This window comes from Burkholderia sp. Bp8998, from assembly GCF_003854235.1.
In the GTDB taxonomy this organism is placed as follows: domain Bacteria; phylum Pseudomonadota; class Gammaproteobacteria; order Burkholderiales; family Burkholderiaceae; genus Burkholderia.
In genome coordinates, this window is sequence record NZ_QTQF01000018.1 from 114,971 (window position 1) to 138,239 (window position 23,269).

Consider the following 23,269-nt stretch of genomic DNA (forward strand, 5'->3'; position numbering starts at 1 on the left):
AAGAAGTGAGATCAGTATGTCCTTGATGATTACCGACGAGTGCATCAATTGCGACGTGTGCGAGCCCGAGTGCCCGAACGGCGCGATTTCGATGGGCCCGGATATCTACGTGATCGACCCGAACAAGTGCACCGAGTGTGTCGGCCATTTCGACGAACCGCAGTGCCAGCAGGTGTGTCCGGTCGAATGCATTCCGCGCGATCCGCAGCATGACGAATCGCACGCGCAGTTGATGGAGAAATATCACGCGTTGACCGCCGCGAAGGGCGACGACGCGCAGTGACCCTGCGGTGACGCACGCGCGGCGTCACGCACGCCTTGGCCGGCGCCGTTCGGCGCCGGTTCCGCTTCAGCTTCCGCTACCGTTTCAGCCGATCAGGTCGCGCAATGCCGCGACGAGCGCGTCGCATTCGGCGTCGGTGCCGACGGTGATGCGCAAGTGCTGGTCGATGCGCGGCGCCCGGAAGTGCCGCACGAAAATTTCCCGATCCTTCAGTCTGGCCGCGATCACGCCCGCATCGTGCGCGGGATGGCGCGCGAACACGAAATTCGCGGCCGACGGCACGACGTCGAAACCGAGCGCCTCGAGCGCGTGCGTGAGCCGCTCGCGGCTGTCGATCACGCGCCGGCAGGTTGCGCCGAAATAGTCGGTGTCCTCGTATGCCGCCTGCGCGGCGACCTGCGCGAGCCGGTCGAGCGGATAGGAGTTGAAGCTGTCCTTCACACGATTCAGTGCGTCGATCAACGCCGCGTCGCCGAACGCGAAGCCGACGCGCATGCCTGCGAGCGAGCGCGCTTTCGACGTCGTGTGCACGACGAGCAGGTTCGGATGGTGGTCGATCAGCGTGATCGCGGATTGCGCGCCGAAATCGACATACGCCTCGTCGATCAGCACGACCGACGACGGATTCGCGGCCGCGATCCGCTCGATGTCCACGAGCGGCAGCGCACGCCCGGTCGGCGCGTTCGGGTTCGGGAACAGCACGCCGCCAGCGTCGTCGAGATAGTCTTCGACGCGGATCGAAAAGTCGTCCGCGAGCGGCACGATCGTGGTCTCGACGCCGTACAGGCGCGCGTAGGTCGGGTAGAAGCTGTACGAGATGTCGGGAAAGCGCAGCGGCCGGTCATGCTTGAGCAGGGCCTGGAACGCGTGCGCGAGCACTTCGTCGGAGCCGTTGCCGACGAAGACCTGCTCGGGCTTGATGCGGTGATGGGCCGCGACCGTCTCGCGCAGCGCGCGCGCAAGCGGGTCGGGATAGCGGCGCAGCGTGTCGCCGGTGTCGCCGAGTTCGCGTGCGATCGCCGCGACGACGCGCGGCGAGGGCGGATAGGGATTCTCGTTGGTGTTCAGCTTGACGGGGTGTGCGAGCGCGGGCTGTTCGCCCGGCACGTAAGGCACGAGTTGCTGAACGACGTCGCTCCAGTAACGGCTCACCGCTTGACTCCTGACGGGCAAAAGCGACCAGAGTACCGCAAGTGGGCGTTGCAGTGCGCAATTGCGCGGGAGCTTGGGCCGCCCGGCGTAACCGCGGTAACCGGGCAGCACATTGCACCGCGCCGGTGCAGCGGAGGGTCAGTTGCGATGCAGCTGCATCGTCGCGCGGTCGAGTTCGCCCTTGACCACCATCGGCATCACGGCGAGCGCGCGTTCGATCGATGCATCGATCACGTCCTGCTCCTCGCGACGCGGCGGCTTCAGCACGAAGTTCGCGACGTCGGGCTTCGCGCCGGCGCGCGCGCCTTCCGGGATCAGGTCGCGCGGATGGCCGATGCCGATGCGCAGGCGCCAGTACTGCTGCGACGACAGATGTGCGGAGATGTCCTTCAGGCCGTTGTGGCCGCCGCTACCGCCGCCGAGCTTCAGCTTCACGGTGCCGGGCGGCAGATCGAGTTCGTCGTGGGCGACGAGGATCTGGTCGGGCAGGATCTTGAAGAAACTCGCGAGCGCGACGACCGACTGGCCGGAGCGGTTCATGTAGGTTTGCGGCTCGAGCAGGTGGACTTCCTCGCCGTGCAGGCGCGCCTTTGCGTAAAAGCCGTGGAAGCGGCGCTCGTCGCGCAGCGTCGCGCCGGCTTCGCGGGCGAGCTGGTCGATCAGCCAGAAGCCGGCGTTGTGGCGCGTCGCGGTGTATTCCGCCCCGGGATTGCCGAGGCCGACGATCAGTTTGATCATGACGTTTCGTAGGCGGCAGCGCCCGCCTGGGCGCAGAAAAAGAAAAACCCGCCGGGCAAGCCGCGGCGGGTTGCGTCGACCGTTTCGTGAAACGGATCGAACGGGCGCGTGCGCAGCCGCTTAGGCAGCCGGCGTTTCGCCTTCGCCTGCTGCGTCCGACACGGCACCAGCCGGGACCGTCGCCGACGCGACAACCGGGTTTTCCGCGTCGACGTGCGCGACCAGCGCGACGCCGTTCGGCAGTGCGATGTCCTTCGCGTGCAGCGACTGACCTGCTTCGATCTTCGACAGATCGACTTCGAGGAATTCCGGCAGCGCCGACGGCAGGCACTCGACTTCGATTTCCGTCGCGACGTGCGAGACGATTGCGCTCGACAGCTTCACTGCCGGGCTGACTTCAGCGTTCAGGAAGTGCAGCGGCACCTTCGTGTGCAGCTTCTTCTTCGCGTCGACGCGCTGGAAGTCCACGTGCAGCACGAGTTGCTTGAACGGGTGGTATTGCACGTCGCGCAGCAGAACTTGTTGCGACTGGCCAGCCACTTCGAGGTCGAGGATCGACGAGTGGAAGGCTTCCTTCTTCAGTGCATGCCACAGCGCGTTGTGATCGAGTTCGATCTTTTGCGGGGCTGCTTCGCCACCGTAGACGATACCCGTGGTCTTACCGGCGTTGCGCAGGCGGCGGCTCGCACCCGTACCTTGCTGTTGGCGCTCGAAAGCGACGACTTTCATGTGATTCTCCATTAGCTGCCCGCGACCAGGCAGTAAAACGGGGCCGGCGAAATGGCGGCCCCCGATGAAACGGACGGGGTTTCGTCTATCCCGTCCGATTGTGCAAAAAGCGAAGCGTTGCCGCTTCGCTTTCTGCGCATGCTATATCGTGTCGTTCGCGATCAGGATTCCGCGAACAGCGACATCACCGAGTCGCCGCGGCGAATCCGCGAGAACGTTTCGGCCAGCAGGCTCGCGCTCGTCAGCGAGCGGATCTTCGAGCAGGCCAGCGATTCGGCCGACAGCGGGATCGTATCGGTGACCACGAGCTCGTCGAGTGCCGATGCGGCGATACGCTCGGCGGCGCCACCCGACAGAACCGGGTGCGTCGCATACGCGAACACCTGCTTCGCACCGCGATCCTTCAGCACTTGCGCGGCCTTGCAGAGCGTGCCGGCCGTATCGACCATGTCGTCCATGATCACGCAGGTGCGGCCTTCGACTTCACCGATGATGTTCATCACTTCGGCGACGTTCGCCTTCGGACGGCGCTTGTCGATGATCGCGAGATCACAGTTGAGCTGCTTCGCGAGCGCCCGGGCACGCACCACGCCGCCGACGTCCGGCGACACGACGAGCAGATCCGAGTAGTTCTGCTTGCGCAGGTCGCCCAGCAGAATCGGCGTTGCGTAGATGTTGTCGACCGGGATGTCGAAGAAGCCCTGAATCTGGTCGGCGTGCAGATCCATCGTGATGATCCGCTCGACGCCGGCGATTTCCAGCATGTTCGCGACGATCTTCGCCGAGATCGCGACGCGCGCCGAACGCGGGCGGCGATCCTGGCGGGCGTAGCCGAAGTAGGGGATGGCAGCAGTGATCCGGCCGGCGGATGCGCGCTTGAGCGCATCGACCATGATCATCAGTTCCATCAGGTTGTCGTTCGCCGGCGCGCACGTGGATTGCAGGACGAAGACGTCCTTGCCGCGCACGTTTTCCTGGATCTCGACCTGGATCTCACCGTCGGAGAAACGGCTGACCATTGCTTTGCCGAGGGGGATTCCAAGGATATTGACGACTTCCTGGGCGAGCGCGGGATTCGCGTTGCCAGTAAAGACCATCAAGCCATCATGGCTGTGGCTGCTCATCGTGCACCTGCTTCAGGCTTAGGCGGGAAATGCGGGAAAATTTTTGGCAGGGGAGGAAGGACTCGAACCCTCGCATGCCGGAATCAAAATCCGGTGCCTTGACCAACTTGGCGACTCCCCTACACTCAACTGATAACTTCACCGGACTTGTAGGCCATCCGGCAAAGCAAAACTTCATGACGCGAAAGCGAAGAGCGGATGCTCGTTCAGACTCTCGGCAACTGCACCGCTCCAACCGGTGGGCAACTTGGCTTTCGCCGCTTCTGCCTCGTGCCTGCTATGAAACGCTGCAAACACGCTTGCTCCGGAGCCGGTCATCCTCGCGGGGGTCACATTATACAACCATTTGACCACCTGCGCAACTTCCGCGTACTTACTTGTCACAACTTGCTGCATGTCGTTCCGGCCGAAGCTGTCTGGCCATCCCGCATCGCTGTTTTGCTGTGCAAGAAAGTCTGTAATTGTGACTCGCTTCGTATCTCTTGTCAACAACTCGTCTGAAAAAATTTCAGCGGTGGGGACATGAACTCGCGGCGTCACAACCAGGAACCAGCGAGTCGGCAATTCTACCTCAGCTAATTCTTCTCCGATACCCTCTGCGAACGCATTTTTTCCAAAAACAAAAAACGGGACGTCCGCGCCGAGTTTCACTGCAAGCGACTGCAGTTCCGAGCGTGGCAAGTCGAGTTGCCACAGGCGGTTCAGCGCGAGCAGCGTCGTCGCCGCGTCGGAGCTGCCACCGCCGAGGCCCGCGCCCATCGGCAAGCATTTGTCGATCTCGATGTCGACGCCGGCCGCGGTGCCCGTGTGCGCTTTCAGCAGGTTGGCCGCACGCACGACGAGATCGCTTTGCTCGGGCACGCCCGGCACGTCGGTGACGCGTGCGACGCGACCGTCGTCGCGCAGCGTGAAGTGCAGCGTGTCACCCCAGTTCAGCAGCTGGAACACGCTCTGCAGATCGTGATAGCCGTTCGGGCGGCGGCCTGTGATGTGCAGGAACAGGTTGAGTTTCGCGGGCGCAAGGCAGTTGCGCAGCGAGCGGGTCGAATCGGTCATGCGTATGTCGGGGCTGGGTTCACGTGCTTACTGGTCGAGCACGAGCTTGATGTCGAGCGGCGGCGTCGCACGCACGAGGTTGACGCGTTTGACGCCCGTGGCCGGGGCGTCCGCGTAGGCGAGATAGTCGATCGTCCAGCCGTCCTGGCGGATCTGCTTGACGCGCGTCGCGTCGGCCGGGTCGCGCACCGTCTGCGCGGGCGTCGCGGGCGCGGGCGTCGGCAGCAGCCAGTAGCGCAGGCCGGCCAGCGGCAGCGAGAAGCCGAGCGTGTTCTGCATCAGCTCACCGACGTCCGTCGCGTATTGCGGCTGGCGGTTCGGCAGTTCGAGCGACGCGGTCTGCGGCGTCGATTTCACGACCGCGAGTGTCTGGCCGAGCGGGCTGCGCAGCTCCAGCGACAGGTCGTCGCCGTGCTCCTGCCAGTCGAAATTGCCGTATACGTTCTGCGGTCTGCCGAGGCGGTCGCTGTACTGCACCGCGAAGCGGCCGTGGTACGCATGCGTCGCGGCCGTCTGCAGCACGGTGCCCGCCGGCGCATTCGCCGACGGCGGCGTGCTCGCGCAGCCGGCGAGCGCGAGCGCGGCGCCGGCCGCGGCCAGCGTGCGCAGCGCGCGGGAAGACAGGGAAAGCATCGGGAACATCCGCATCAGAGTCCGTTGATCTGCAGGCGCTTGAGCGTCCGCACGAGCGTGTCGTTGTCGGGCTCGAGCTTCTGCGCGGCGCGCCACGCGGTACGCGCGTCGTCCTGCGCACCGCTCTTCCACAGCACTTCGCCGAGGTGCGCGCCGATCTCGGCGTTCGGCTGCAGCTCGTACGCGCGCCGCAGCACCTTCGCCGCGCCGGCGGCGTCGCCCATCCGGTACTTCACCCAGCCGAGGCTGTCCATGATGTACGCGTCGTTCGGCGCGAGCGACAGTGCCTTGTCGATCAGCTTGCTGGCTTCGGGCAGACGCTGGTTGCGATCGGCCAGCGAATAGCCGAGCGCGTTGTACGCCTGCGGGTTGTCGGGCTGCGTGCGGATCAGCTCGCGCAGCTGCTTTTCCATCGCCGCGTAGTTGCCCGTCTTCTCGGCCGCCATCGCGTAGTCGTAGCGCAGGTCGGGATCGTCCGGGAAGTCCTGGACGGCCTGCGCGAGTCGCGCCTCGGCTTCCGGAAAGCGCTTCGCGGTGAACAGGATCGACGCGTCGGTGCGTGCGACCACGGCCGCATCGCGCGGATCGCTGATCGGCAGGTCGTCGAGCACCTTGCGCGCCTCGTCGGTCTTGCCCTGTTTCTGCAGCAGTTGCGCGCGCGTGATCTGTGCGGGCAGGTAGTGCTGGCTCGTCTGGTCGACCTTGTCGAGCCATTGCGACGCCTGCGCGTCATTGCCCTGCTCGATCGAGATCTGCGCGAGGTAGATGTACCCCTGGCCGACGTCGAGGTTCGGCTGCTTGTTGGCGAGCTGCACGTACTGTTTCAGATACGCGCTCGCATCGTCGAGTTTCTTCTGCTGGATCTTGATCAGCGCGAGCGCCATCAGCGGCGTCGGGTCTTTCGAGTCGAGCTTGCGCATCGTCTCGAACTGCTTCTGCGCGTCGTCGAGGCGGTCGTCGGCGAGGTACAGCTGCGACAGCGCGAGGCGCGCATCGCGCGACTTCGGATTCTGCTGAACATATTTCTCGAACGACGCGATGCCGCTCGCGCGCTCGGCGGGCCCCATCTGCGACAGCATCAACGCCGCCGGCAGATAGTCGGGGCGGATCTGCAGCGCCAGCTTCAGCGACTGCGCGGCGCCTTCCTTGTCGTCGACCGCGAGCTGCTGTCGCGCGATCGCGAGCTGCGCCTCCGGGCGGTTCATGTCGTTCTTCAACATGTCCTTCAGCACCGCGAGGCCGCCGACGCGGTCGGCGCCGCGCACCAGCAGCGCCTGCAGCGCGAGGATCGCGGGGCCGCGCGTTTCGCCGGTCGCGCGGGCCAGTTCGCGCGCGAGCATCGGCTGCGCGTCGGCCGGCTTGCCGGCGAGCACGAGCAGCGCGGCGTCGACTTGCGATGCGCGGTTCGAATCGGGGGCGTACTGGCGCCACAGATTGGCCGCGGACAGCGCGTCGGCCGGGCTTTGCGCGCCGAGCGCGATCTCGGTCGCACGCTGCGCCATGCGCGGATCGCGCGTGTCACGGGCGAGCGCGAGGTAGGTCTGGTAGGCCGGCGCCGGCTGGTTGCGCTGAAGCGCGACCTCGGCGGCCAGCACCTGGTAGACGATCTGGCTCGTCAGCGGGACGCCCGGGAGATCCTTTTGCTCGTCCGGCATCACGTGCTCGAACGCGCCCTGCGGCTCCGCGTCGTCCGATGCCGGATCCTGCGCGTGAGCCGGGAAGGCGGTGAGGGTCCAGGCGGCGAACAGCGCGGCGCCGAGCGCACGGCGGACCGGGAAGGCACGCACGCCGCGCTCGGCGGCGGGGCGCTTCAGAAGCAGCTTCGAGGGCAGGGTCATGGAAATCCGTTCGATGTTTCAACCGATTGTAACGCGCTCGCTACAATACACGCACGATCGTGAATCCAGTCTCAGACCCGCAAAACATGCCAGAGTTGCCAGAAGTCGAAGTCACGCGCCGGGGCATCGAGCCCTTTGTCGCGGGCCGCCGCGTCGAGCGTGTCGACGTCCGTACCGCGATGCTGCGCTGGCCCGTGCCGGCGGGGCTCGCCGAGCAATTGCGCGCACGCGAGGTGCTCGCCGTCGAGCGTCGCGGCAAGTACCTGTTGTTCGAGGTCGACGCGGGCTGGTTCATCGTTCATCTCGGGATGACGGGCACGCTGCGCGTGCTGCCCGCGGCGGGCGTGCCGGTCGCCGCGAAACACGATCATATCGACTGGATCTTCGATGAATTCGTGCTGCGGTTCCGAGATCCGCGCCGTTTCGGCGCGGTGCTGTGGCATCCGCGCGAAGCGGGCGACGTGCATGCCCATCCGCTGCTCGCGAGCCTTGGCGTCGAGCCGTTCTCGCCGGCGTTCACCGGCGCGCTGCTGCACACGCGCACGCGCGGCCGCACGGTGTCGGTCAAGCAGGCGCTGCTCGCGGGCGACATGGTCGTCGGCGTCGGCAACATCTATGCGTCGGAGAGCCTGTTTCGCGCGGGCATCCGGCCGACGACCGCCGCCGGCAAGGTGTCGCTGCCGCGCTATGAGCGACTGGCCGACGCGGTGCGCGCGACGCTCGCCGATGCGATCGAGCGTGGCGGCAGCACGCTGCGCGATTTCGTCGGCAGCAACGGCGAGAGCGGCTATTTCCAGCTCGACTGCTTCGTCTACGACCGTGCGGGGCTGCCTTGCCGCGTATGCGGCACGCCGATCCGCCAGATCGTGCAGGGGCAGCGCTCGACCTACTATTGCCCGACCTGCCAGCGTTGAGTCCCGCGTTGAAACCTCTTTCCAAAGATTCGAACACTTGAAGCCGCCCCGCATTGCTCCTGCTCCGTTCCCCGTCACGCCGCTGCACCGCACGTTCGCCACGCGCCTGATCGCCTGGCAGCGCGTGCACGGCCGCCACGACCTGCCGTGGCAGAACACCCGCGATCCCTACTGGATCTGGCTGTCGGAAATCATGCTGCAGCAGACGCAGGTCTCGACCGTCGTCCCGTATTACACGCGCTTTGTCGAGCGCTTTCCCGACGTCGCCGCGCTCGCGGCCGCGCCGTCCGACGACGTGATGGCGCTGTGGGCCGGGCTTGGCTACTACTCGCGCGCACGCAACCTGCACCGCTGCGCGCAGGTCGTCGTCGCCGAGCATGGCGGCGTATTCCCGTCGACGCCGGAAGCGCTCGCCGAACTGCCGGGCATCGGCCGCTCGACGGCCGCGGCGATCGCGTCGTTCGCGTATGGTGCGCGCGCGACGATCCTCGACGGCAACGTGAAGCGCGTGCTGGCGCGGGTGTTCGGCGTCGAAGGCTTCCCGGGCGAGAAGCGAGTCGAGAACGACATGTGGGCGCTGGCCGAATCGCTGCTGCCCGATGCCGCGAATGCGGCCGACGTGAGCGCCTATACGCAGGGGCTGATGGATCTCGGCGCGACGCTGTGCGTGCGCGGCAAGCCTGATTGCGTGCGCTGTCCGTTCGCGGGCGACTGCGTCGCGCAGTCGACGGGCCGGCAGCGCGAACTGCCGGCCGCGCGGCCGAAGAAGGCCGTGCCGACGCGCAAGACCTGGATGCTCGTGCTGCGCGACGGCGACGCCGTGCTGCTCGAGCGGCGTCCGCCCGCCGGCATCTGGGGCGGCCTGTGGTGCCTGCCGCAGGCGGACGGCGATGCGGCACTCGCTGAACTCGCACGCGGTTTCGGCGGCGGCGGCCCGGTGCCGCTCGCGCCGTTCACGCACACGTTCACGCATTTCCGCCTCGAGATCGAGCCGCGGCTGAGCGACATGACACACGGCGGGCCGCCGCTCGCGCATGCGCAGGATGCCGAGACGGCGTGGGTACCGCTCGCCGGGCTCGATGCGTACGGCGTGCCCGCGCCCGTGCGCAAGCTGCTCGATGCGCTGAGTGGGCCGCTGCTGTAACGAAAGGGGAAGGGCGCGGTGCGGGTCGCGCTGACGGAAGCGCCGGGCCGCCGCGGGCGTTTCGCGTGTCGGGATGATCCGCCCCGCGACGCCGGTGCGGCGCGGCAGGTCGGCTGCGGCTTACAGCCAGCCGTGCCGGTCGAGCACGTGGTGCACGGCGTCGATCCGCGCACCGACATCCGGAAACTCCATCAGCTTCTGCCGCGCGCGCAGGTCGAGCGGCAGCAGTTCCGAGAGGCGGTTCGACACCCAGCTCGGGTCGTCGAGGCGGAACGGTTCGCCGAACGGCATCTTGTCCGGTTCGGATTTCTTCAGCGCTTCGATGATGCGTTCGAGCACCTCGGCGCACGAGCCGAACTGCGCGAGCGCCTGTTCGCCTTCGAGCGGGATGTCGTCGGGCAGCGGCTCCGCGATCCCGACCAGCAGCCCGTTGCCTTCGACGCGATACGACAGCAGCTCGAATCGCTGCGTGCCGATCGCCTGCAGGTACAGCATCCCGAATTCGCCGGTGTCGCACTCGGTAATGCGCGCCATGCAGCCGATCGTCTCGGGCACCGACACGGCGCCGTCCTGCGCGACTTCGGGCCCGCTCTTCAAGAGGCACACGCCGAACGGCGCGTCGTCGCGTAGGCATGCGCGGGACATGTCGAGGTAGCGCGCCTCGAACACCTTGAGCGGCAGCAAGCCACCGGGGAACAGCACCGTGTGCAGCGGAAACAGCGGCAGGTCGATCAGGGTGGTCGATAGGGTGGACATGGCGCGCCGGCGAGTGGGCGGTGTCGCTAAGGTCGTTCGACCTCGGTGACGAGCCGCGACGACGCGTCGACATCCACCGGCGCGTCACGATGCCGCACGATCACGTTCGCATCGTGCGCGAGGCGCGCGGCGAGCGTTTCCGCGATGAACACCGAGCGATGCTGACCGCCCGTGCAGCCGATGGCGACGGTCAGGTAGCTGCGGTTGTCTTCGCGAAAGTGCGGCAGCCATTTCATCAGGAACGCATGGATGTCGTCGATCATCTGGTGGACGATCGGCAGTGCGTCGAGAAAGGCGATGACCGGCTGGTCCAGCCCGGTGAGCGGGCGCAGCTCATGGTCGTAGTACGGGTTCGGCAGCGCGCGCACGTCGAACATCAGGTCGGCATCGAGCGGCACGCCGCGCTTGAAGCCGAATGACTCGAACATCACCATCAGGTCGTTGTTCTTCTGCTCGATGAAGCGCTTGACCCACGTGCGCAGCACGTTCGCGCGCAGCGTACTGGTATCGATCTGGTGACCGAATTCGGCGAGCGGCGCGACCAGGTCGCGCTCGCGCTCGATCGCTTCCTCGAGCGACGACAGCAGCCCGACGTTCGCATCGTGCGACGGCGAGCCGGACAGCGGGTGGCGCCGGCGCGTTTCGGAGAAGCGCTGAATCAGCGCCTGCGTGCTCGCGTTGAGGAACAGCACGCGGACATCGTGCTCGAGCGACAGCGCGCGGATCAGGCCGGGCATCTCGTCCAGCGACGCGCTCGAACGCGCATCGATCGCGACCGCGAGCCGGTGCTGGCCGCCGTCGGCAAGGTAGCGGGCGAGTTCGGGGAGCACGTGCGGCGGCAGGTTGTCGACGCAGTAGTAGCCTGCGTCTTCAAGCGCGTTCAGCGCGACGGACTTGCCTGAGCCGGAGATGCCGGTGATGAGGACGATGCGCATGGGAAGCAGAGAATCCTGACGTTTCATCATAGCACCGGCTCGACGCGTCGGCGCTACGAGGCCGGCGCGGGGAGGTTACACGAGCTTGCCGGGGAACTGACTGTCGGGATCTTGCATCGCGAGTCGTTGCCGATCCATGAAATCGCGCAACGTGTCGATTCCGCGCAACTGCAGGATCGTGTTCCGCACGGCCGCTTCGACGAGCACCGCGAGGTTGCGGCCGGCCGCCACCTGGATCGTGACCTTGCTGATCGGCAAGCCGAGCACGTCGACCGTCTGGCTTTCCAGCGGCAGCCGCTGGAATTCGCCGTCCGGGCGGCGCACGAGCTGGACGATCAGCTTCAGCTTCATTTTCCGGCGCACCGCGGTTTCACCGAAGATCGTCTTGATGTCGAGCAGGCCGAGGCCGCGCACTTCGAGCAGGTTCTGCAGCAGCGGCGGGCAGCGGCCTTCGACGAAATCGGGGCCAAGTCGGACGAAATCGACGGCGTCGTCGGCGACGAGGCCGTGGCCGCGGCTGATGAGTTCGAGGCCGAGCTCGCTCTTGCCGAGCCCGGAGTCGCCGGTGAGCAGCACACCCATCCCGAGGATGTCGAGGAACACGCCGTGCAGCGTCGCGCGCGGCGCGAGGATGCGCGACATGTAGAGCCGCAGGCTGTCGATCACCGCGGCAGCCGACATCGGCGTCGTGAACAGCGGCGTGGACGAGCGCGTGCAGCGCAGCACGAGCTCGGGTGGCGCGGCGGCGCCGCCGGCGACGACGAGGAATGGCGGTTCGAGTGCGATCAGCTCGGCCATGTGGCGCGAACGGTCTTCGTCGGTCTGCCGCTGGTAGTAGTCGATTTCGGCTTCGCCGAGCACCTGGATCCGGTTCGGGTGGATCAGGTTCAGGTGGCCGACGAGGTCGGCGCTCGACGTCGCGTTGCCGACGGTGTCGGCCGAAAAACCGCGCTCCCAGCCTTCATGCCCCGTCAGCCAGCTCAGCTTCAGCGTGGCCGCGTTGTCGTCGAAGATGCTCTGGGCGTTGATGCTGGACGTATCCATGACTCTCGTCACTCCAATGAGCCGGTGCATGCGCGCGGCGACGGGCGTCGCCATGCCGGACCGGCGCCGGGCGGCCCTGGACGGCGGCACGTGCCGCCTCGTTCGGGAAAATATTCCGCCCGGATCAACTCAAGGTTGCCACTGAGTGAGCAGGCGATGCAACTCGGCGAGATCCGTTTCGTTGTGCAGACGCTCTCGCGCGTCGCGATCGGACAGCAGTTGCGCGATTTCCGACAGGATTTCGAGGTGCTGCTGGGTGGCTTGCTCGGGGACGAGCAGGAAAATCAGGAGACCGACAGGCTGGCCGTCGGGCGCTTCGAACGGGATCGCGTCGGCGAGCCGCACGAACGCGGCGAGCGGGTGCTTGAGCCCCTTGATGCGCCCGTGCGGAATCGCGACGCCTTCGCCGAGCCCGGTCGAGCCGAGGCGCTCGCGCGCGAACAGGTTGTCCGTGACGGTGCTGCGGGCGATGCCGTTCTGATTCTCGAAAATCAGCCCGGCTTGTTCGAAGACGCGTTTCTTGCTGGTGACGGAGAGGTCGATGACGACGTTCTCTATGGGCAGGATTTTGGCTAGGCGATTCATGTTGGCAGGCGATTGGGCGGCCTGGGGTCTCCTTGCGGCGGCAGACTGATTTTCCATGTTCGGCGATATCAAGGCGTTCGGCATCGGCAACCTGCAAGGCAGCTACCGCACGCAACGCCCCCCGGCGATAACCGGAACATTATAGAGCACAGCCGCGTGCGTGGCGCAGCACGGACGGACCGGTCGCACCACTGCCGCTCGGACACAAAAAAACGCCCGGCGAGCCGGGCGTCGTGTGTGCTGCGGTGAGCGTTATTGCGGCGGCAGTTCGATCTGGTCGATCGACGGCTGCAGCTTGATCGGGTCGTGCGCATGGGTCTGCAGACGCTCCATGTGCTTGACGACCTGGCGATCCAGCTTGTCGATCAACAGATCGATCGCAGCGTACAGGTTGCCGTTTGCGCTTTCGACGAAGATGTCCTTGCCCTTCAGGTGCAGGTTGATTTCCGCGCGCTGCTGCTTGTCCTTTTCCTTGTGGTTGTCGACCGAGAGGATCACAGTGCCATCGATCACCTGATCGCTATGCCGTAGCACCCGGTCCAGCTTGGTGATCACGTATTCGCGAATTGCAGGCGTGACTTCGAGATGATGTCCACTGATCTTCAGGTTCATAGTGCTTCTCCAAGCGAGTGACCACCCGGCCGCATCGAGGCGGCGCTCCGGTCGACTTGCCCCTGCCGCCCGTGGCGGCAAATTCGCGGACAGGTCGCCCGGCCTGTTCCCCGTGTGCGCGGTGGCCGGAACACGCCTGCCGCCGGGCAGGCAGCAGGCTTAAAGAGACTTGCGCAGATTCACTGCCGGGATTTTGAGGGCTTCGCGATACTTGGCAACCGTGCGGCGCGCAACCACGAATCCCTGTTCTGCCAGCAGCTCGGCAATGCGGCTGTCCGAAAGTGGCGATTTTGGGTCTTCAGCTCCTATCAGTTGCTTGATCAGGGCTCGGATGGCGGTCGACGATGCGGCGCCTCCGGTGTCGGTCGAAACGTGTGATCCGAAGAAGTACTTAAATTCAAGCGTCCCGAACGGGGTCAGCATGTACTTGCCAGTTGTCACACGGCTGACAGTCGACTCGTGTAGGCCCAGCGTATCAGCTATTTCCCGCAAAACCAAGGGGCGCATGGCAATTTCGCCATGCGCAAAGAAATTCTTCTGACGTTCGACAATAGCCTGCGCGACACGCAGGATCGTGTCGAATCGCTGCTGGATGTTCTTGATCAGCCAGCGCGCTTCCTGGAGCTGTTGTTTCAACGATCCGGCCGACGGATCGCCGCGGCTGTTGCGCAGGATGTTCGCGTACAGGTTGTTGATCCGCAGGCGCGGCATCACTTCCGGATTGAGTTCCGCGAGCCAGCCCTGGCCGGCCTTTTTCACGATGATGTCGGGCACGACGTAGTCGGCCTCGGCCTTGCCGTACGCGGCGCCAGGGAACGGCTCCAGCGAGCGGATCAGCGCGTGCGCGTCGCGCAGCGCGTCGTCGCTCGCCTTCAGGTGCTTGCGCAGCCGCGTGAAGTCGCGCGCGGCGAGCAGTTCGAGGTGCTGCGACACGATCTCCAGTGCGAGCGTGCGGGTGGGGGACGGATCGAGGCGCAGCAACTGCAGCTTCAGGCATTCGGACGCCGAGCGGGCCCCGACCCCGGCCGGGTCGAAACTGTGCAGCAGCGCGAGCGCCGCGTTCAGTTCGTCGCAGTCGATTTCCAGTTCCGGCGGGAGGTCGGCGAGCACTTCGTCGAGCGAGGCGGTCAGGTAGCCGTCGTCGTCGAGCGATTCGATCAGGAACATCACGAGCGCGCGGTCGCGCGGCCCGGCCTGCGTGACGCGCAATTGCGCGGACAGGTGGTCGCGCAGCGACGTCGCGGCTTCCTGCACCTGCAGCGGCGGGAGGTCGTCGTCGTCCGAGGCGCCGCTCGAGCGGCCGAACTCGTCGAGATTCCACTGCGGGCCGTCGCCGGCGTCGCCCGATGCGTACGCGTCGTACTCGTCGGCGCCGGCCGGCTCGTCGCGCTCGGCGCGATCGCTCGACTGGCTGCTGCCGTTCGCGATGCCCGGTTCGGTGTTTTGTCCGGGCGGCGTCTGCGCGATCAGCGATCCGTCCGCCGCGACGCGCAGCGGGCTCGCGATCCATTCGTCATCGTTCTCGAGCAGCGGATTCTGCGCGACGGCCATCGCGACCTCCTGCTGCAGTTCGAGCGTCGACAGCTGCAGGAGCCGGATCGACTGCTGCAGTTGCGGCGTCAGCGCCAGGTGTTGCGACAGGCGGAGTTGAAGGCTGGCTTTCATGGCAGAGAGGGAGTCATACCGGCAGTTTGCCACGACCCAGGCGCCTTGAGCCATCCGCGATTACGCGCGGCGCGGCGCCCGGCCGCGGACGGGGCCGCCGTGCGGGCACGCGGGCGCGGCCCCGCGCGGCGATGCCGGGCGGGGGCGGCCAGCCACGGGGGGATTTACATGCGGAAGTGTTCGCCGAGGTACACGCGGCGCACGCTTTCGTTTTCGATGATTTCGCTTGGCGCGCCGGCGGCAAGCACCGAACCGTCGCTGATGATGTATGCGTGGTCGCAGATGCCGAGCGTTTCGCGGACGTTGTGATCGGTAATCAACACGCCGATGTTGCGCTGCTTGAGGAACTTGACGATCTTCTGGATCTCGAGCACCGCGATCGGGTCGACGCCGGCGAACGGTTCGTCGAGCAGGATGAAGTTCGGATTGGTCGCGAGCGCACGCGCGATCTCGACGCGACGGCGTTCGCCGCCCGACAGCGACAGCGCCGGGTTCTCGCGCAGGTGGCCGATCTGCAGCTCGTCGAGCAGCGCCTCGGTGCGCGATGCGATCGCGTCCTTCGACAGCCGCTTGCCGTCTTCGCCGTGCTGCAGTTCGAGCACCGCGCGGATGTTTTCCTCGACGGTCAGCTTGCGGAACACCGACGCTTCCTGCGGCAGGTACGACAGGCCGAGCGAGGCGCGCTTGTGGATCGGCAGCAGGCTGATCGAGCTGCCGTTCAGCGAGATTTCGCCCGCATCCGTCGGCACGAGACCGACGATCATGTAGAACGATGTCGTCTTGCCGGCGCCGTTCGGGCCGAGCAGGCCGACGACTTCGCCGCTCTTCACGTCGAGCGACACGTCCTTGACGACGGTGCGCGAGCCGTAGCGTTTCTTCAGGTTGCGAACGACGAGCGAGCTCGTGGTGCCGGCCGGTTGACGATTCGGAAGCGCGTTCATTGGCCCGGCGCTCCCTGGATCGTGGTCGACGGCGACAGCTTCGCCGGCGCGCCGTTCAGCTGCCCGGGGCCGCCGTTCTTCGGCGACAGCATCGCGCGCACGCGGCCGTTCGGGTTGCCCGGCGCCGCGACGTCCTTGCCGCCCTTCGCGGTGTAGAAATCGCGCTGGCCGTCGTACGTGATCACGCTGCCGTGCACGGTGTCGGCGATCGTCGACGTGCCCTGCAGGCGGCGCACGGTGGCGGCGGTCGTCAGCGTCGTCAGGTCCTGCTTGCCGTCGTAGTCGATGCGTTCCCCGTCGCCGTCGATGTATTCGTCGAGGCCTTCGCGCTTCTGGCGGAACGTCGCGTGCTTCTTGCCGCTGCCGAACGACGTCGCGTACTGATAGCCTTCCGGGTCCTGGCGCACTTCGACGCGGTCGCCCTTGATGATGATCGTGCCCTTCGTGATCACGACGTTGCCGGTCGCGACCGTCACCTGCTTCAGGTCGTCATAGGTCAGGTTATCCGCCTCGACGTTGATCGGCTTGTTCTGGTCGGCCTTCTCGGCATGGGCGAGCGGCGCCAGCCCGACGAGCGGGAGCGCCACGAGCGTCGCGGCGAGCGCGGCGCGGACGGCGCGCGCAGCGCCGCCGGAATTCTGTCGAGGGAACGGTTCGTTCATGCAGTCACGTGAGGGATGCGTCACCTGGATTGACCTTTCGAGCCGCCGGACGTATCCGCCGCGGCGATCGTGCCGCGCACGTTGCCGTAAAGCTCGATGACCCGGGTGACGTTGTTGTACTTCATGCCGTCGGTCGCGTTGACGAGCGACAGGCCGCGCTGAAGTTTAACCGGCTTTTCGGTCTGGATCACATCGTCATTGACGAAGATCCGGAAATGCTGGGAATCGGCCTGCATCTGCGGATCGCCGCCGCCGGCCACGCGCAGGATGCGCGCGTCGTCGTACAAGTCGACGATCGACACGTCGCCGTTGACGGTGCCGCGCTTCGCGGTGGTCGTCACGACCGGCTTGCCGGGCTGGAATGCCCGCATGGCCGGATCGGTCAGGTCGCTGTTTTCGGTGTCTTCGTAATGGATCAGCTTCGCGGCCGTCAGCCGGTACTGGGTCGAGCCCGACTGGTCGAGTTCGGTGACCGAGAAGTTGTCCGCGAAATAGTCGGGCGTGTGGCGCTTCGGCTGCACGGTACCCTCGCCGGGCGGCGGCAGCGTCGCCTGCAGCAGCCACCACGTGATGCCCGCGAGCGCGGCGACCGCGACGAGCGGCAGCAGCTGGGTCCAGCGGAAATGCGTGTTCATCCGTCAGGCTCCGCAGGCAGCCGCGAGCAGCCCGTCGTAGCGGCGCTGTGCGCGCAGGATCGCGTCGCAGGCTTCGCGCACCGCGCCTTGGCCGCCGCGGGCCTCGGCCACCCAGTGCGCACGGGCGATCACCTCGGGGTGCGCGTTGGCCGGTGCCGTCGCGAAGCCGCAGCGCAGCATCACCGGCAGGTCGGGCCAGTCGTCGCCCATGTAGCCGCAGGCGTCGGCGGTGATGCCGAGCGTCGCGGTCAGGTCGGCGAACACGGTGAGCTTGTTCTCGACGCCCTGGAACAGGTGCGCGATCTTCATTTCCTTCGCGCGCGCCGCGACGATTTCCGAGCGTCGGCCGGTGATGATCGCGGTCGCGATGCCGGCCTCGCCCAGCAGCTTCACGCCGTGGCCGTCGAGCGAATTGAACGACTTCATCGCGTCGCCGGCCGCGGTAAACAGCAGGCCGCCGTCGGTCAGCACACCGTCGACGTCGAAAATCATCAGCTTCACGCGGCTCGCGCGTTCGGCCGCAGTCAGCGCTGCGCTCATCAGATCACCTTCTTCGAAAACAGGTCGTGCATGTTCAGCGCGCCGATCAGCGCGCCGCCGGCATCGACCACCAGCATCTGGTTGATCCGGTGGCGCTCCATCAGTTCCACGGCCTCGACCGCGAGATGGTCGGGGCCGATCGTCCGCGGTTCGCGCGTCATCACGTCGACGATCGGCAGCGTGCGGAAATCGCCGTCGCGCGCGAGCACACGGCGCAGGTCGCCGTCGGTGAAGATGCCCGCGACCTTGCCGTCGGCGTCGACCACGGCCGTCATGCCCAGGCGTTTCGCGGTGATCTGGAACAGCGCGTCAGACAGCGTCGCGTCGAGCCCGACGCGCGGAATGTCGTCGCCCGAGCGCATCACGTCGCGCACGTGGGTGAGCAGGCGCCGGCCGAGCGCGCCGCCCGGATGCGAGCGCGCGAAATCCTCGGAGCCGAAGCCGCGCGCGTCGAGCACCGCGACGGCGAGCGCGTCGCCGAGCGCGAGCGCGGCGGTCGTGCTCGCGGTGGGCGCGAGGTTCAGCGGACAGGCTTCCTTCGACACCGCGGCGTTCAGGTTCACGTCGGCGAGCGTGCCGAGGCTCGATTCCGCACGGCCCGTGATCGCGATCAGCTTCGCGCCGATCCGCTTGACGAGCGGCAGGATCGCGACGAGTTCTTCCGATTCGCCGGAATAGGAGATGCCGATGAAGACGTCGTCCGACGTGACCATGCCGAGGTCGCCGTGGCTGGCCTCGGCCGGGTGGACGAAGAAGGCCGGCGTGCCGGTGCTGGCCAGCGTGGCCGCGATCTTGCGGGCGATATGCCCCGATTTGCCGATGCCGGATACGACGACGCGGCCGCGGCAGCCAAGCAGCAGCGCGACGGCCTGGACGAACTCGCCGTCGAGCTGGTCGCGCAGCGCGCGCACGGCGTCCGCCTCGATGTCGAGCACGTCGCGGGCGAGCGCGAGCGCCCGATCATCATTGATTTTCGCTATCATGCGCGGAGTATAGCAAAGGCGTTTGTTCGCCGCGCCGCGCCTTCGGACTCGTCCGACGTCGCTTGCCCACCGCCACCACCCGCGCCCGCATTGCCGTGGCCCCGACGAACGAGGACGCTTCGCCCGTGATTTCCCCGCTCGAAATGACCCTGCTGCTGCTGCTGGCCTCGGTGGTGGGCGTCGTCGTATTTCGCTCGTTGAACCTGCCGCCGATGCTCGGCTACCTGACCGTCGGCATCCTGGTCGGCCCGCACGCGTTCGGCATCGCCGCGGACCTCGAACGGGCCGAGCATCTCGCGGAATTCGGCGTCGTGTTCCTGATGTTCTCGATCGGCCTCGAATTCTCGCTCGCGAAGCTGAGGGCGATGCAGCGGCTCGTGTTCGGGCTCGGGCTGTTGCAGGTCGTCGCGACGCTCGTGCTCGCGCTCGTGCTCGGCGCGCTGTTCGAGCGCTGGGTGCACATCACGTGGCAGGGCAGCATCGCGCTCGGCGGCGCGCTCGCGATGTCGTCGACGGCGATCGTGTCGAAGATGCTCGCGGAGCGGCTCGAAATCGAGACCGAGCACGGCCGCAACATCTTCGGCGTGCTCCTGTTCCAGGATCTCGCGGTCGTGCCGCTGCTGATCGTGATCGCCGCGTTCGGCGCCGAATCGTCGAAGGATCTCGCGCTCACGCTCGGCTTCGCGGCGGTCAAGATCGTGATCGCGCTCGCGCTGCTGCTGGTCATCGGCCAGCGCTTCATGACGCGCTGGCTCAACGTCGTCGCGCGGCGCCGCTCGCAGGAACTGTTCGTGCTGAACCTGCTGCTCGTCACGCTCGGCGCCGCGTTCATCACCGACCGCTTCGGCCTGTCGCTCGCGCTCGGCGCGTTCATCGCGGGGATGCTGATCTCCGAGACGCCGTTCCGTCACCAGGTGGAAGAGGACATCAAGCCGTTCCGCGACGTGCTGCTCGGCCTGTTCTTCGTGACGACGGGGATGCTGCTCGATCCGCGCGTGATCTGGGAGCACCCGTTGCTCGTGCTCGGCTTCTTCGTCGGGCAGATCCTGTTCAAGGGGACGATGATCGCGGGGCTCGCGCGGCTGTTCGGCGCGACGCCGGGCGTCGCGATGCGTACCGGCATCGGGCTCGCCCAGGCTGGCGAATTCGGCTTCGTGCTGCTGAACCTGATCCTCGACCGGCACCTCGTCGATTCGACGCTGCTGCAGGCGATCCTCGCATCGATGCTGCTGTCGATGCTCGCCGCGCCGTTCCTGATCCAGAACGCCGACCGGATCGTGATGCGGCTGTCGTCGACGGAATGGATGCAGCAGTCGCTGCAGATGACGCGGATCGCGACGCAAAGCCTCAAGCAGCGCGGCCACGTGATCATCTGCGGCTACGGCCGCGCGGGGCAGAACCTGGCGCGGATGCTCGAGCAGGAAGGTATCTCGTACGTCGCGCTCGACCTCGATCCCGATCGCGTGAGCGCGGCCGCGACGGCCGGCGAATCGGTCGTGTTCGGCGACGCGGCGCGGCGCGAGTCGCTGCTTGCGGCCGGTATCCATCGCGCGGCGGCCGTCGCGATCACATATGCGAACACGCCGTCCGCGCTGCGCGTGCTGCACCACGTGCACGAACTGGAGCCGACGCTGCCGGCGATCGTGCGCACGGTGGACGACGCCGATCTCGAGAAACTGCTCGCGGCCGGCGCGACCGAGGTGATTCCGGAGATCGTCGAGGGCAGCCTGATGCTCGCGTCACACACGCTGGTGCTGGTCGGCGTGCCGATGCGCAAGGTCGTGCGGCGCGTCGAGGAAATGCGCGACGAGCGCTACAGCCTGCTACGCGGCTATTTCCGCGGCGCGGACGACACGGACGACGACGATCACGAGCAGGTGCGGCTACAATCGGTGCCGGTCGATGCGCGCGCGGATGCGGTCGGGCGCTCGCTGGAGGAGCTCGGGCTGTATGCGCTCGGGCTGGAAGTCACGGCGATCCGCCGGCACGGCATCCGCGGCGTCGAACCCGACCCGCAGACCAAGTTGCGCGCGAGCGACATCGTCGTGCTGCGCGGGCTGCCCGAGGCCCTCGCGCTCGCGGAGGAGCGGTTGTCGCGCCATCGGCGCGAGCCGCCGGCCGCGCTCGCCTGAGTCGCGATTCGATAACCTGACCCGTATTTGTTCGAAACGGTGCCCGATCTTCGCGCACCGTTTTTTTCGGAGAGTTTCATGCCGCATTCGTCGTCGGGCGCACCGCTCGATCCGGTCGCCTTCATCCACAGCCAGATCCGCACCGTGCCCGACTGGCCGCAGCCGGGCGTGATGTTCCGCGACATCACGACGCTGCTGCAGAGCCCGAAGGCGCTGCGCATCCTCGTCGACCTGTTCGTCGAACGCTATGTCGACGCGAAGCTCGACTACGTCGCGGGGCTCGACGCGCGCGGCTTCATCATCGCGCCGATCGTCGCGTACGAGCTGAGCGTCGGCTTCGTGCCGATCCGCAAGGTCGGCAAGCTGCCGTACAAGACGTGCTCGGAGTCGTACGACCTCGAATACGGCAGCGCGACCGTCGAGATCCACGAAGACGCGTGCCGCCCCGGCGACCGCGTGATCATCATGGACGACCTGATCGCGACCGGCGGCACGATGATGGCGGGGCGCAACCTGCTGCAGCGGCTCGGCGCGGTCGTCGTCGAGGGCGCGGCGATCATCGACCTGCCTGAGCTCGGCGGCTCGACGCTGCTGCGCAACGCGGGACTGCCCGTCTATACCGTCACCGAATTCGCCGGCCATTGAACCACTGGACGCCGGCCCACGCCGCGAGGTCACGATGCCCAACTTCATGCTGTTTCTCGCCACGTCGATCGCGATCACGTTCGCGCCGGGTCCCGACAACCTGCAGGTGCTCGCGCGCGGCATCTCGCAGGGCCGCGCGGCCGGCTTCGTCGCCGCGCTCGGCTTCACGGCCGGGATCCTGTTCCATACGACGCTCGCGGCGCTCGGCGTCGCGGCCGTGCTGCGCTCGTCGCCGGTCGCGTTCCAGACGCTGAAGCTCGCGGGCGCCGCGTACCTCGTGTGGATCGGCATCAAGGCGCTGCGCAGCCAGGGTCTCGCGAACGCGCACGAGCGTCCGCCGCAGCCGCTTGGCGCGATCTTCCGGCAGAGCGTGATCGGCAACCTGATGAACCCGAAGGTCACGCTGTTCTTCGTCGTGTTCCTGCCGCAGTTCGTCGATCCGCACGGCGTGCAGAGCGTGACGCTGCAGATGTTCGAGCTCGGCGCGCTGTTCATGCTGCAGACGGCCGCGATCTTCTCGCTGTTCGGCGTTGGCGCGGGCGCGATCGGCGCATGGCTGAAACACCGCCCGAAGGCCGGCGTGTGGCTCGACCGGATCGCCGGCGCGACCTTCATCGCGATCGGCATCCGTGTCGCGCTGAAGGACTGAGCGCGATGACGTTTCCGTGCATTGCGGCCGCGCGCCGCTTCGATCCGGCCGCGCACCTGCGTTTCGAGATCGCCGGCGTGGCAGTCGGCTGGGTGCGCCGCCAGGACGTCGCGAAGCTCGCGCGCTGGCCCGACGTGTTCGAGCTGACGGACGAGCGCGTCGTGCTGTCGGCGCGCTATGACACGGTCGACGCGCGCAGCATGGCGCTCGCGAGCGCGATCGGCGCGCTGGCGGCCGAGGGCGCGATTCCCGGCTGGCGCGACGAGATCTATGCGGTCCGCAACCGCTTCGACGATCCGCCGCTCGCGTATATCGAGCGCGCCGCGTCGCGCTTCTTCGGCACGCAGACTTATGCGGTGCACCTGAACGGCATCGTAGAATATGCGGCTGCGCCGGGTTCGGCCGCCGCGCCGCAGATGTGGCTCGGCCGCCGCAGCGCGACCAAGGCCACCGACCCCGGCATGCTCGACAACGTCGTTGCAGGCGGCATCGGCTGGGGCCTGGGCGTTCACGAGACGCTCGCGAAGGAATGCTGGGAAGAGGCCGGCATGCCGGCCGACCTGGCGGCGCGCGCGATCGCGGGCCGCGCGGTGCAGGTGCTGTGCTCGCTGCCGGAAGGCACGCAGTCCGAACTGATCTTCGTATACGACCTGCCGCTGCCGCGCGACTTCGCGCCGCACAACCAGGACGGCGAAGTGGCCGAGCACCTGCTGGCCGGCGTGCCCGAGGTGATCGGCTGGCTGCGCGAAGGCCGCGCGACGATGGACGCGAGCCTCGCGATGCTCGATACGCTGTTGCGCCACCGCTGGCTTGCGGCAGCCGACGCGGCAGGCATCGACGCGCTGTTCGCGCCGGCCGCGTAACGCGCTGCATG

General features: G+C 67.0%; 25 protein-coding genes and 1 tRNA gene. 7 read left to right on the forward strand and 19 right to left on the reverse strand.

The features are described from left to right. The first annotated feature begins 16 nt into the window (after positions 1–16). Entirely contained in the window at positions 17–283 is a 267-nt protein-coding gene (locus DIE06_RS19295) for a YfhL family 4Fe-4S dicluster ferredoxin (protein ID WP_006760398.1), read from the forward strand. Between the two features lie 84 nt (positions 284–367). On the opposite strand, the gene hisC is transcribed toward DIE06_RS19295, so the two are convergent. From hisC to DIE06_RS19340, 8 genes are all read right to left on the reverse strand, one after another. Then, positions 368–1,435, reverse strand: coding sequence for a histidinol-phosphate transaminase (hisC, locus tag DIE06_RS19300; protein WP_124662724.1), 1,068 nt, complete (start codon positions 1,433–1,435; stop codon positions 368–370). A gap of 138 nt (positions 1,436–1,573) precedes the next feature. Further along, positions 1,574–2,173 carry an aminoacyl-tRNA hydrolase gene (gene pth / locus DIE06_RS19305; RefSeq protein ID WP_006753283.1) on the reverse strand — a complete coding sequence of 200 codons (600 nt, stop codon included), beginning with the start codon at positions 2,171–2,173 and terminating at the stop codon, positions 1,574–1,576. 120 nt (positions 2,174–2,293) lie between these two features. Continuing rightward, on the reverse strand, positions 2,294–2,902 hold the full coding sequence (locus DIE06_RS19315; protein WP_124616985.1) for a 50S ribosomal protein L25/general stress protein Ctc: 609 nt from the start codon (positions 2,900–2,902) through the stop codon (positions 2,294–2,296). 161 nt (positions 2,903–3,063) lie between these two features. Beyond that, a complete protein-coding gene (locus DIE06_RS19320) occupies positions 3,064–4,026 on the reverse strand; it encodes a ribose-phosphate pyrophosphokinase (protein WP_011886066.1) in 963 nt (320 codons plus the stop codon). A gap of 44 nt (positions 4,027–4,070) precedes the next feature. Beyond that, positions 4,071–4,147: transfer RNA gene (locus DIE06_RS19325), tRNA-Gln, on the reverse strand. A 53-nt stretch (positions 4,148–4,200) separates the two neighbouring features. Beyond that, complete coding sequence (gene ispE, locus DIE06_RS19330) at positions 4,201–5,082, reverse strand: 4-(cytidine 5'-diphospho)-2-C-methyl-D-erythritol kinase (RefSeq protein WP_124662726.1); 882 nt, start codon at positions 5,080–5,082, stop codon at positions 4,201–4,203. Between the two features lie 27 nt (positions 5,083–5,109). Further along, on the reverse strand, positions 5,110–5,730 hold the full coding sequence (gene lolB, locus DIE06_RS19335; RefSeq protein WP_124662727.1) for a lipoprotein insertase outer membrane protein LolB: 621 nt from the start codon (positions 5,728–5,730) through the stop codon (positions 5,110–5,112). Beyond that, positions 5,730–7,553 (reverse strand): tetratricopeptide repeat protein, encoded by a 1,824-nt coding sequence (locus tag DIE06_RS19340; protein ID WP_124662728.1) that lies wholly within the window; start codon positions 7,551–7,553, stop codon positions 5,730–5,732. Before DIE06_RS19340 ends, lolB begins: the two co-directional genes overlap by 1 nt. An 86-nt stretch (positions 7,554–7,639) precedes the next feature. Between DIE06_RS19340 and mutM the strand changes: the two genes are divergently transcribed. Both mutM and mutY read left to right on the forward strand, forming a co-directional pair. Continuing rightward, positions 7,640–8,467, forward strand: coding sequence for a bifunctional DNA-formamidopyrimidine glycosylase/DNA-(apurinic or apyrimidinic site) lyase (gene mutM / locus DIE06_RS19345; RefSeq protein ID WP_124662729.1), 828 nt, complete (start codon positions 7,640–7,642; stop codon positions 8,465–8,467). Positions 8,468–8,504: 37 nt separating this feature from the next. Continuing rightward, a complete protein-coding gene (mutY, locus tag DIE06_RS19350; RefSeq protein ID WP_124662730.1) occupies positions 8,505–9,611 on the forward strand; it encodes an A/G-specific adenine glycosylase in 1,107 nt (368 codons plus the stop codon). Between the two features lie 120 nt (positions 9,612–9,731). Here mutY and DIE06_RS19355 read toward each other — a convergent pair whose 3' ends face one another. The 11 genes from DIE06_RS19355 to kdsD form a co-directional block, all read right to left on the reverse strand. Then, complete coding sequence (locus DIE06_RS19355) at positions 9,732–10,367, reverse strand: LON peptidase substrate-binding domain-containing protein (RefSeq protein ID WP_124662731.1); 636 nt, start codon at positions 10,365–10,367, stop codon at positions 9,732–9,734. A gap of 26 nt (positions 10,368–10,393) precedes the next feature. Beyond that, on the reverse strand, positions 10,394–11,302 hold the full coding sequence (rapZ, locus tag DIE06_RS19360; protein WP_124662732.1) for an RNase adapter RapZ: 909 nt from the start codon (positions 11,300–11,302) through the stop codon (positions 10,394–10,396). A 75-nt stretch (positions 11,303–11,377) separates the two neighbouring features. Continuing rightward, positions 11,378–12,346: an HPr(Ser) kinase/phosphatase gene (gene hprK / locus DIE06_RS19365; protein WP_006483133.1), complete on the reverse strand. Its 969-nt coding sequence runs from the start codon at positions 12,344–12,346 to the stop codon at positions 11,378–11,380. Between the two features lie 129 nt (positions 12,347–12,475). Further along, positions 12,476–13,015 carry a PTS sugar transporter subunit IIA gene (locus DIE06_RS19370; protein ID WP_082664695.1) on the reverse strand — a complete coding sequence of 180 codons (540 nt, stop codon included), beginning with the start codon at positions 13,013–13,015 and terminating at the stop codon, positions 12,476–12,478. A gap of 168 nt (positions 13,016–13,183) precedes the next feature. Further along, positions 13,184–13,543 (reverse strand): ribosome hibernation-promoting factor, HPF/YfiA family, encoded by a 360-nt coding sequence (gene hpf, locus DIE06_RS19375; protein ID WP_006477786.1) that lies wholly within the window; start codon positions 13,541–13,543, stop codon positions 13,184–13,186. Between the two features lie 159 nt (positions 13,544–13,702). After that, complete coding sequence (locus DIE06_RS19380; RefSeq protein ID WP_124662733.1) at positions 13,703–15,208, reverse strand: RNA polymerase factor sigma-54; 1,506 nt, start codon at positions 15,206–15,208, stop codon at positions 13,703–13,705. Positions 15,209–15,372: 164 nt separating this feature from the next. Then, positions 15,373–16,149: an LPS export ABC transporter ATP-binding protein gene (gene lptB / locus DIE06_RS19385; RefSeq protein ID WP_044847462.1), complete on the reverse strand. Its 777-nt coding sequence runs from the start codon at positions 16,147–16,149 to the stop codon at positions 15,373–15,375. Then, positions 16,146–16,811 (reverse strand): lipopolysaccharide transport periplasmic protein LptA, encoded by a 666-nt coding sequence (lptA, locus tag DIE06_RS19390; protein WP_124662734.1) that lies wholly within the window; start codon positions 16,809–16,811, stop codon positions 16,146–16,148. The genes lptB and lptA overlap by 4 nt, the downstream gene beginning before the upstream one ends. A 20-nt stretch (positions 16,812–16,831) precedes the next feature. Beyond that, entirely contained in the window at positions 16,832–17,446 is a 615-nt protein-coding gene (gene lptC, locus DIE06_RS19395) for an LPS export ABC transporter periplasmic protein LptC (RefSeq protein ID WP_124662735.1), read from the reverse strand. A gap of 3 nt (positions 17,447–17,449) precedes the next feature. After that, positions 17,450–17,986 (reverse strand): HAD family hydrolase, encoded by a 537-nt coding sequence (locus DIE06_RS19400; RefSeq protein ID WP_124662736.1) that lies wholly within the window; start codon positions 17,984–17,986, stop codon positions 17,450–17,452. Continuing rightward, on the reverse strand, positions 17,986–18,969 hold the full coding sequence (kdsD, locus tag DIE06_RS19405) for an arabinose 5-phosphate isomerase KdsD (RefSeq protein ID WP_124662737.1): 984 nt from the start codon (positions 18,967–18,969) through the stop codon (positions 17,986–17,988). Before kdsD ends, DIE06_RS19400 begins: the two co-directional genes overlap by 1 nt. A 125-nt stretch (positions 18,970–19,094) precedes the next feature. Between kdsD and DIE06_RS19410 the strand changes: the two genes are divergently transcribed. The 4 genes from DIE06_RS19410 to DIE06_RS19425 all read left to right on the forward strand — a co-directional run bounded on the left by DIE06_RS19410 (position 19,095) and on the right by DIE06_RS19425 (position 23,258). Continuing rightward, the gene (locus DIE06_RS19410) at positions 19,095–21,101 is read left to right on the forward strand and encodes a monovalent cation:proton antiporter family protein (RefSeq protein WP_124662738.1); all 2,007 of its coding nucleotides are present in this window, start codon (positions 19,095–19,097) and stop codon (positions 21,099–21,101) included. A gap of 78 nt (positions 21,102–21,179) precedes the next feature. After that, the gene (locus DIE06_RS19415) at positions 21,180–21,746 is read left to right on the forward strand and encodes an adenine phosphoribosyltransferase (protein ID WP_124616959.1); all 567 of its coding nucleotides are present in this window, start codon (positions 21,180–21,182) and stop codon (positions 21,744–21,746) included. A 34-nt stretch (positions 21,747–21,780) separates the two neighbouring features. Continuing rightward, positions 21,781–22,395, forward strand: a complete 615-nt coding sequence (locus DIE06_RS19420) for a LysE family translocator (protein ID WP_124662739.1) — start codon at positions 21,781–21,783, stop codon at positions 22,393–22,395. A 5-nt stretch (positions 22,396–22,400) separates the two neighbouring features. Then, positions 22,401–23,258, forward strand: a complete 858-nt coding sequence (locus DIE06_RS19425) for an NUDIX hydrolase family protein (protein ID WP_124662740.1) — start codon at positions 22,401–22,403, stop codon at positions 23,256–23,258. Positions 23,259–23,269: the final 11 nt, after the last annotated feature.

What these genes read in the sequence shown, in the direction of transcription:
- DIE06_RS19295 (WP_006760398.1), top strand. Translation starts at nt 17, where the DNA reads ATGTCCTTGATGATTACCGACGAGTGCATCAATTGCGACGTGTGCGAG.
- pth (WP_006753283.1), bottom strand. Translation starts at nt 2,173, where the DNA reads ATGATCAAACTGATCGTCGGCCTCGGCAATCCCGGGGCGGAATACACC.
- DIE06_RS19380 (WP_124662733.1), bottom strand. Translation starts at nt 15,208, where the DNA reads ATGAAAGCCAGCCTTCAACTCCGCCTGTCGCAACACCTGGCGCTGACG.
- DIE06_RS19355 (WP_124662731.1), bottom strand. Translation starts at nt 10,367, where the DNA reads ATGTCCACCCTATCGACCACCCTGATCGACCTGCCGCTGTTTCCGCTG.
- DIE06_RS19415 (WP_124616959.1), top strand. Translation starts at nt 21,180, where the DNA reads ATGCCGCATTCGTCGTCGGGCGCACCGCTCGATCCGGTCGCCTTCATC.
- rapZ (WP_124662732.1), bottom strand. Translation starts at nt 11,302, where the DNA reads ATGCGCATCGTCCTCATCACCGGCATCTCCGGCTCAGGCAAGTCCGTC.
- lptA (WP_124662734.1), bottom strand. Translation starts at nt 16,811, where the DNA reads ATGAACGAACCGTTCCCTCGACAGAATTCCGGCGGCGCTGCGCGCGCC.
- lptC (WP_124662735.1), bottom strand. Translation starts at nt 17,446, where the DNA reads ATGAACACGCATTTCCGCTGGACCCAGCTGCTGCCGCTCGTCGCGGTC.
- hprK (WP_006483133.1), bottom strand. Translation starts at nt 12,346, where the DNA reads ATGGATACGTCCAGCATCAACGCCCAGAGCATCTTCGACGACAACGCG.
- mutM (WP_124662729.1), top strand. Translation starts at nt 7,640, where the DNA reads ATGCCAGAGTTGCCAGAAGTCGAAGTCACGCGCCGGGGCATCGAGCCC.
- DIE06_RS19320 (WP_011886066.1), bottom strand. Translation starts at nt 4,026, where the DNA reads ATGAGCAGCCACAGCCATGATGGCTTGATGGTCTTTACTGGCAACGCG.
- DIE06_RS19400 (WP_124662736.1), bottom strand. Translation starts at nt 17,986, where the DNA reads ATGAGCGCAGCGCTGACTGCGGCCGAACGCGCGAGCCGCGTGAAGCTG.
- lolB (WP_124662727.1), bottom strand. Translation starts at nt 5,730, where the DNA reads ATGCGGATGTTCCCGATGCTTTCCCTGTCTTCCCGCGCGCTGCGCACG.
- hpf (WP_006477786.1), bottom strand. Translation starts at nt 13,543, where the DNA reads ATGAACCTGAAGATCAGTGGACATCATCTCGAAGTCACGCCTGCAATT.
- kdsD (WP_124662737.1), bottom strand. Translation starts at nt 18,969, where the DNA reads ATGATAGCGAAAATCAATGATGATCGGGCGCTCGCGCTCGCCCGCGAC.
- DIE06_RS19315 (WP_124616985.1), bottom strand. Translation starts at nt 2,902, where the DNA reads ATGAAAGTCGTCGCTTTCGAGCGCCAACAGCAAGGTACGGGTGCGAGC.
- DIE06_RS19425 (WP_124662740.1), top strand. Translation starts at nt 22,401, where the DNA reads ATGACGTTTCCGTGCATTGCGGCCGCGCGCCGCTTCGATCCGGCCGCG.
- lptB (WP_044847462.1), bottom strand. Translation starts at nt 16,149, where the DNA reads ATGAACGCGCTTCCGAATCGTCAACCGGCCGGCACCACGAGCTCGCTC.
- DIE06_RS19420 (WP_124662739.1), top strand. Translation starts at nt 21,781, where the DNA reads ATGCCCAACTTCATGCTGTTTCTCGCCACGTCGATCGCGATCACGTTC.
- DIE06_RS19340 (WP_124662728.1), bottom strand. Translation starts at nt 7,553, where the DNA reads ATGACCCTGCCCTCGAAGCTGCTTCTGAAGCGCCCCGCCGCCGAGCGC.
- DIE06_RS19370 (WP_082664695.1), bottom strand. Translation starts at nt 13,015, where the DNA reads ATGCCGAACGCCTTGATATCGCCGAACATGGAAAATCAGTCTGCCGCC.
- ispE (WP_124662726.1), bottom strand. Translation starts at nt 5,082, where the DNA reads ATGACCGATTCGACCCGCTCGCTGCGCAACTGCCTTGCGCCCGCGAAA.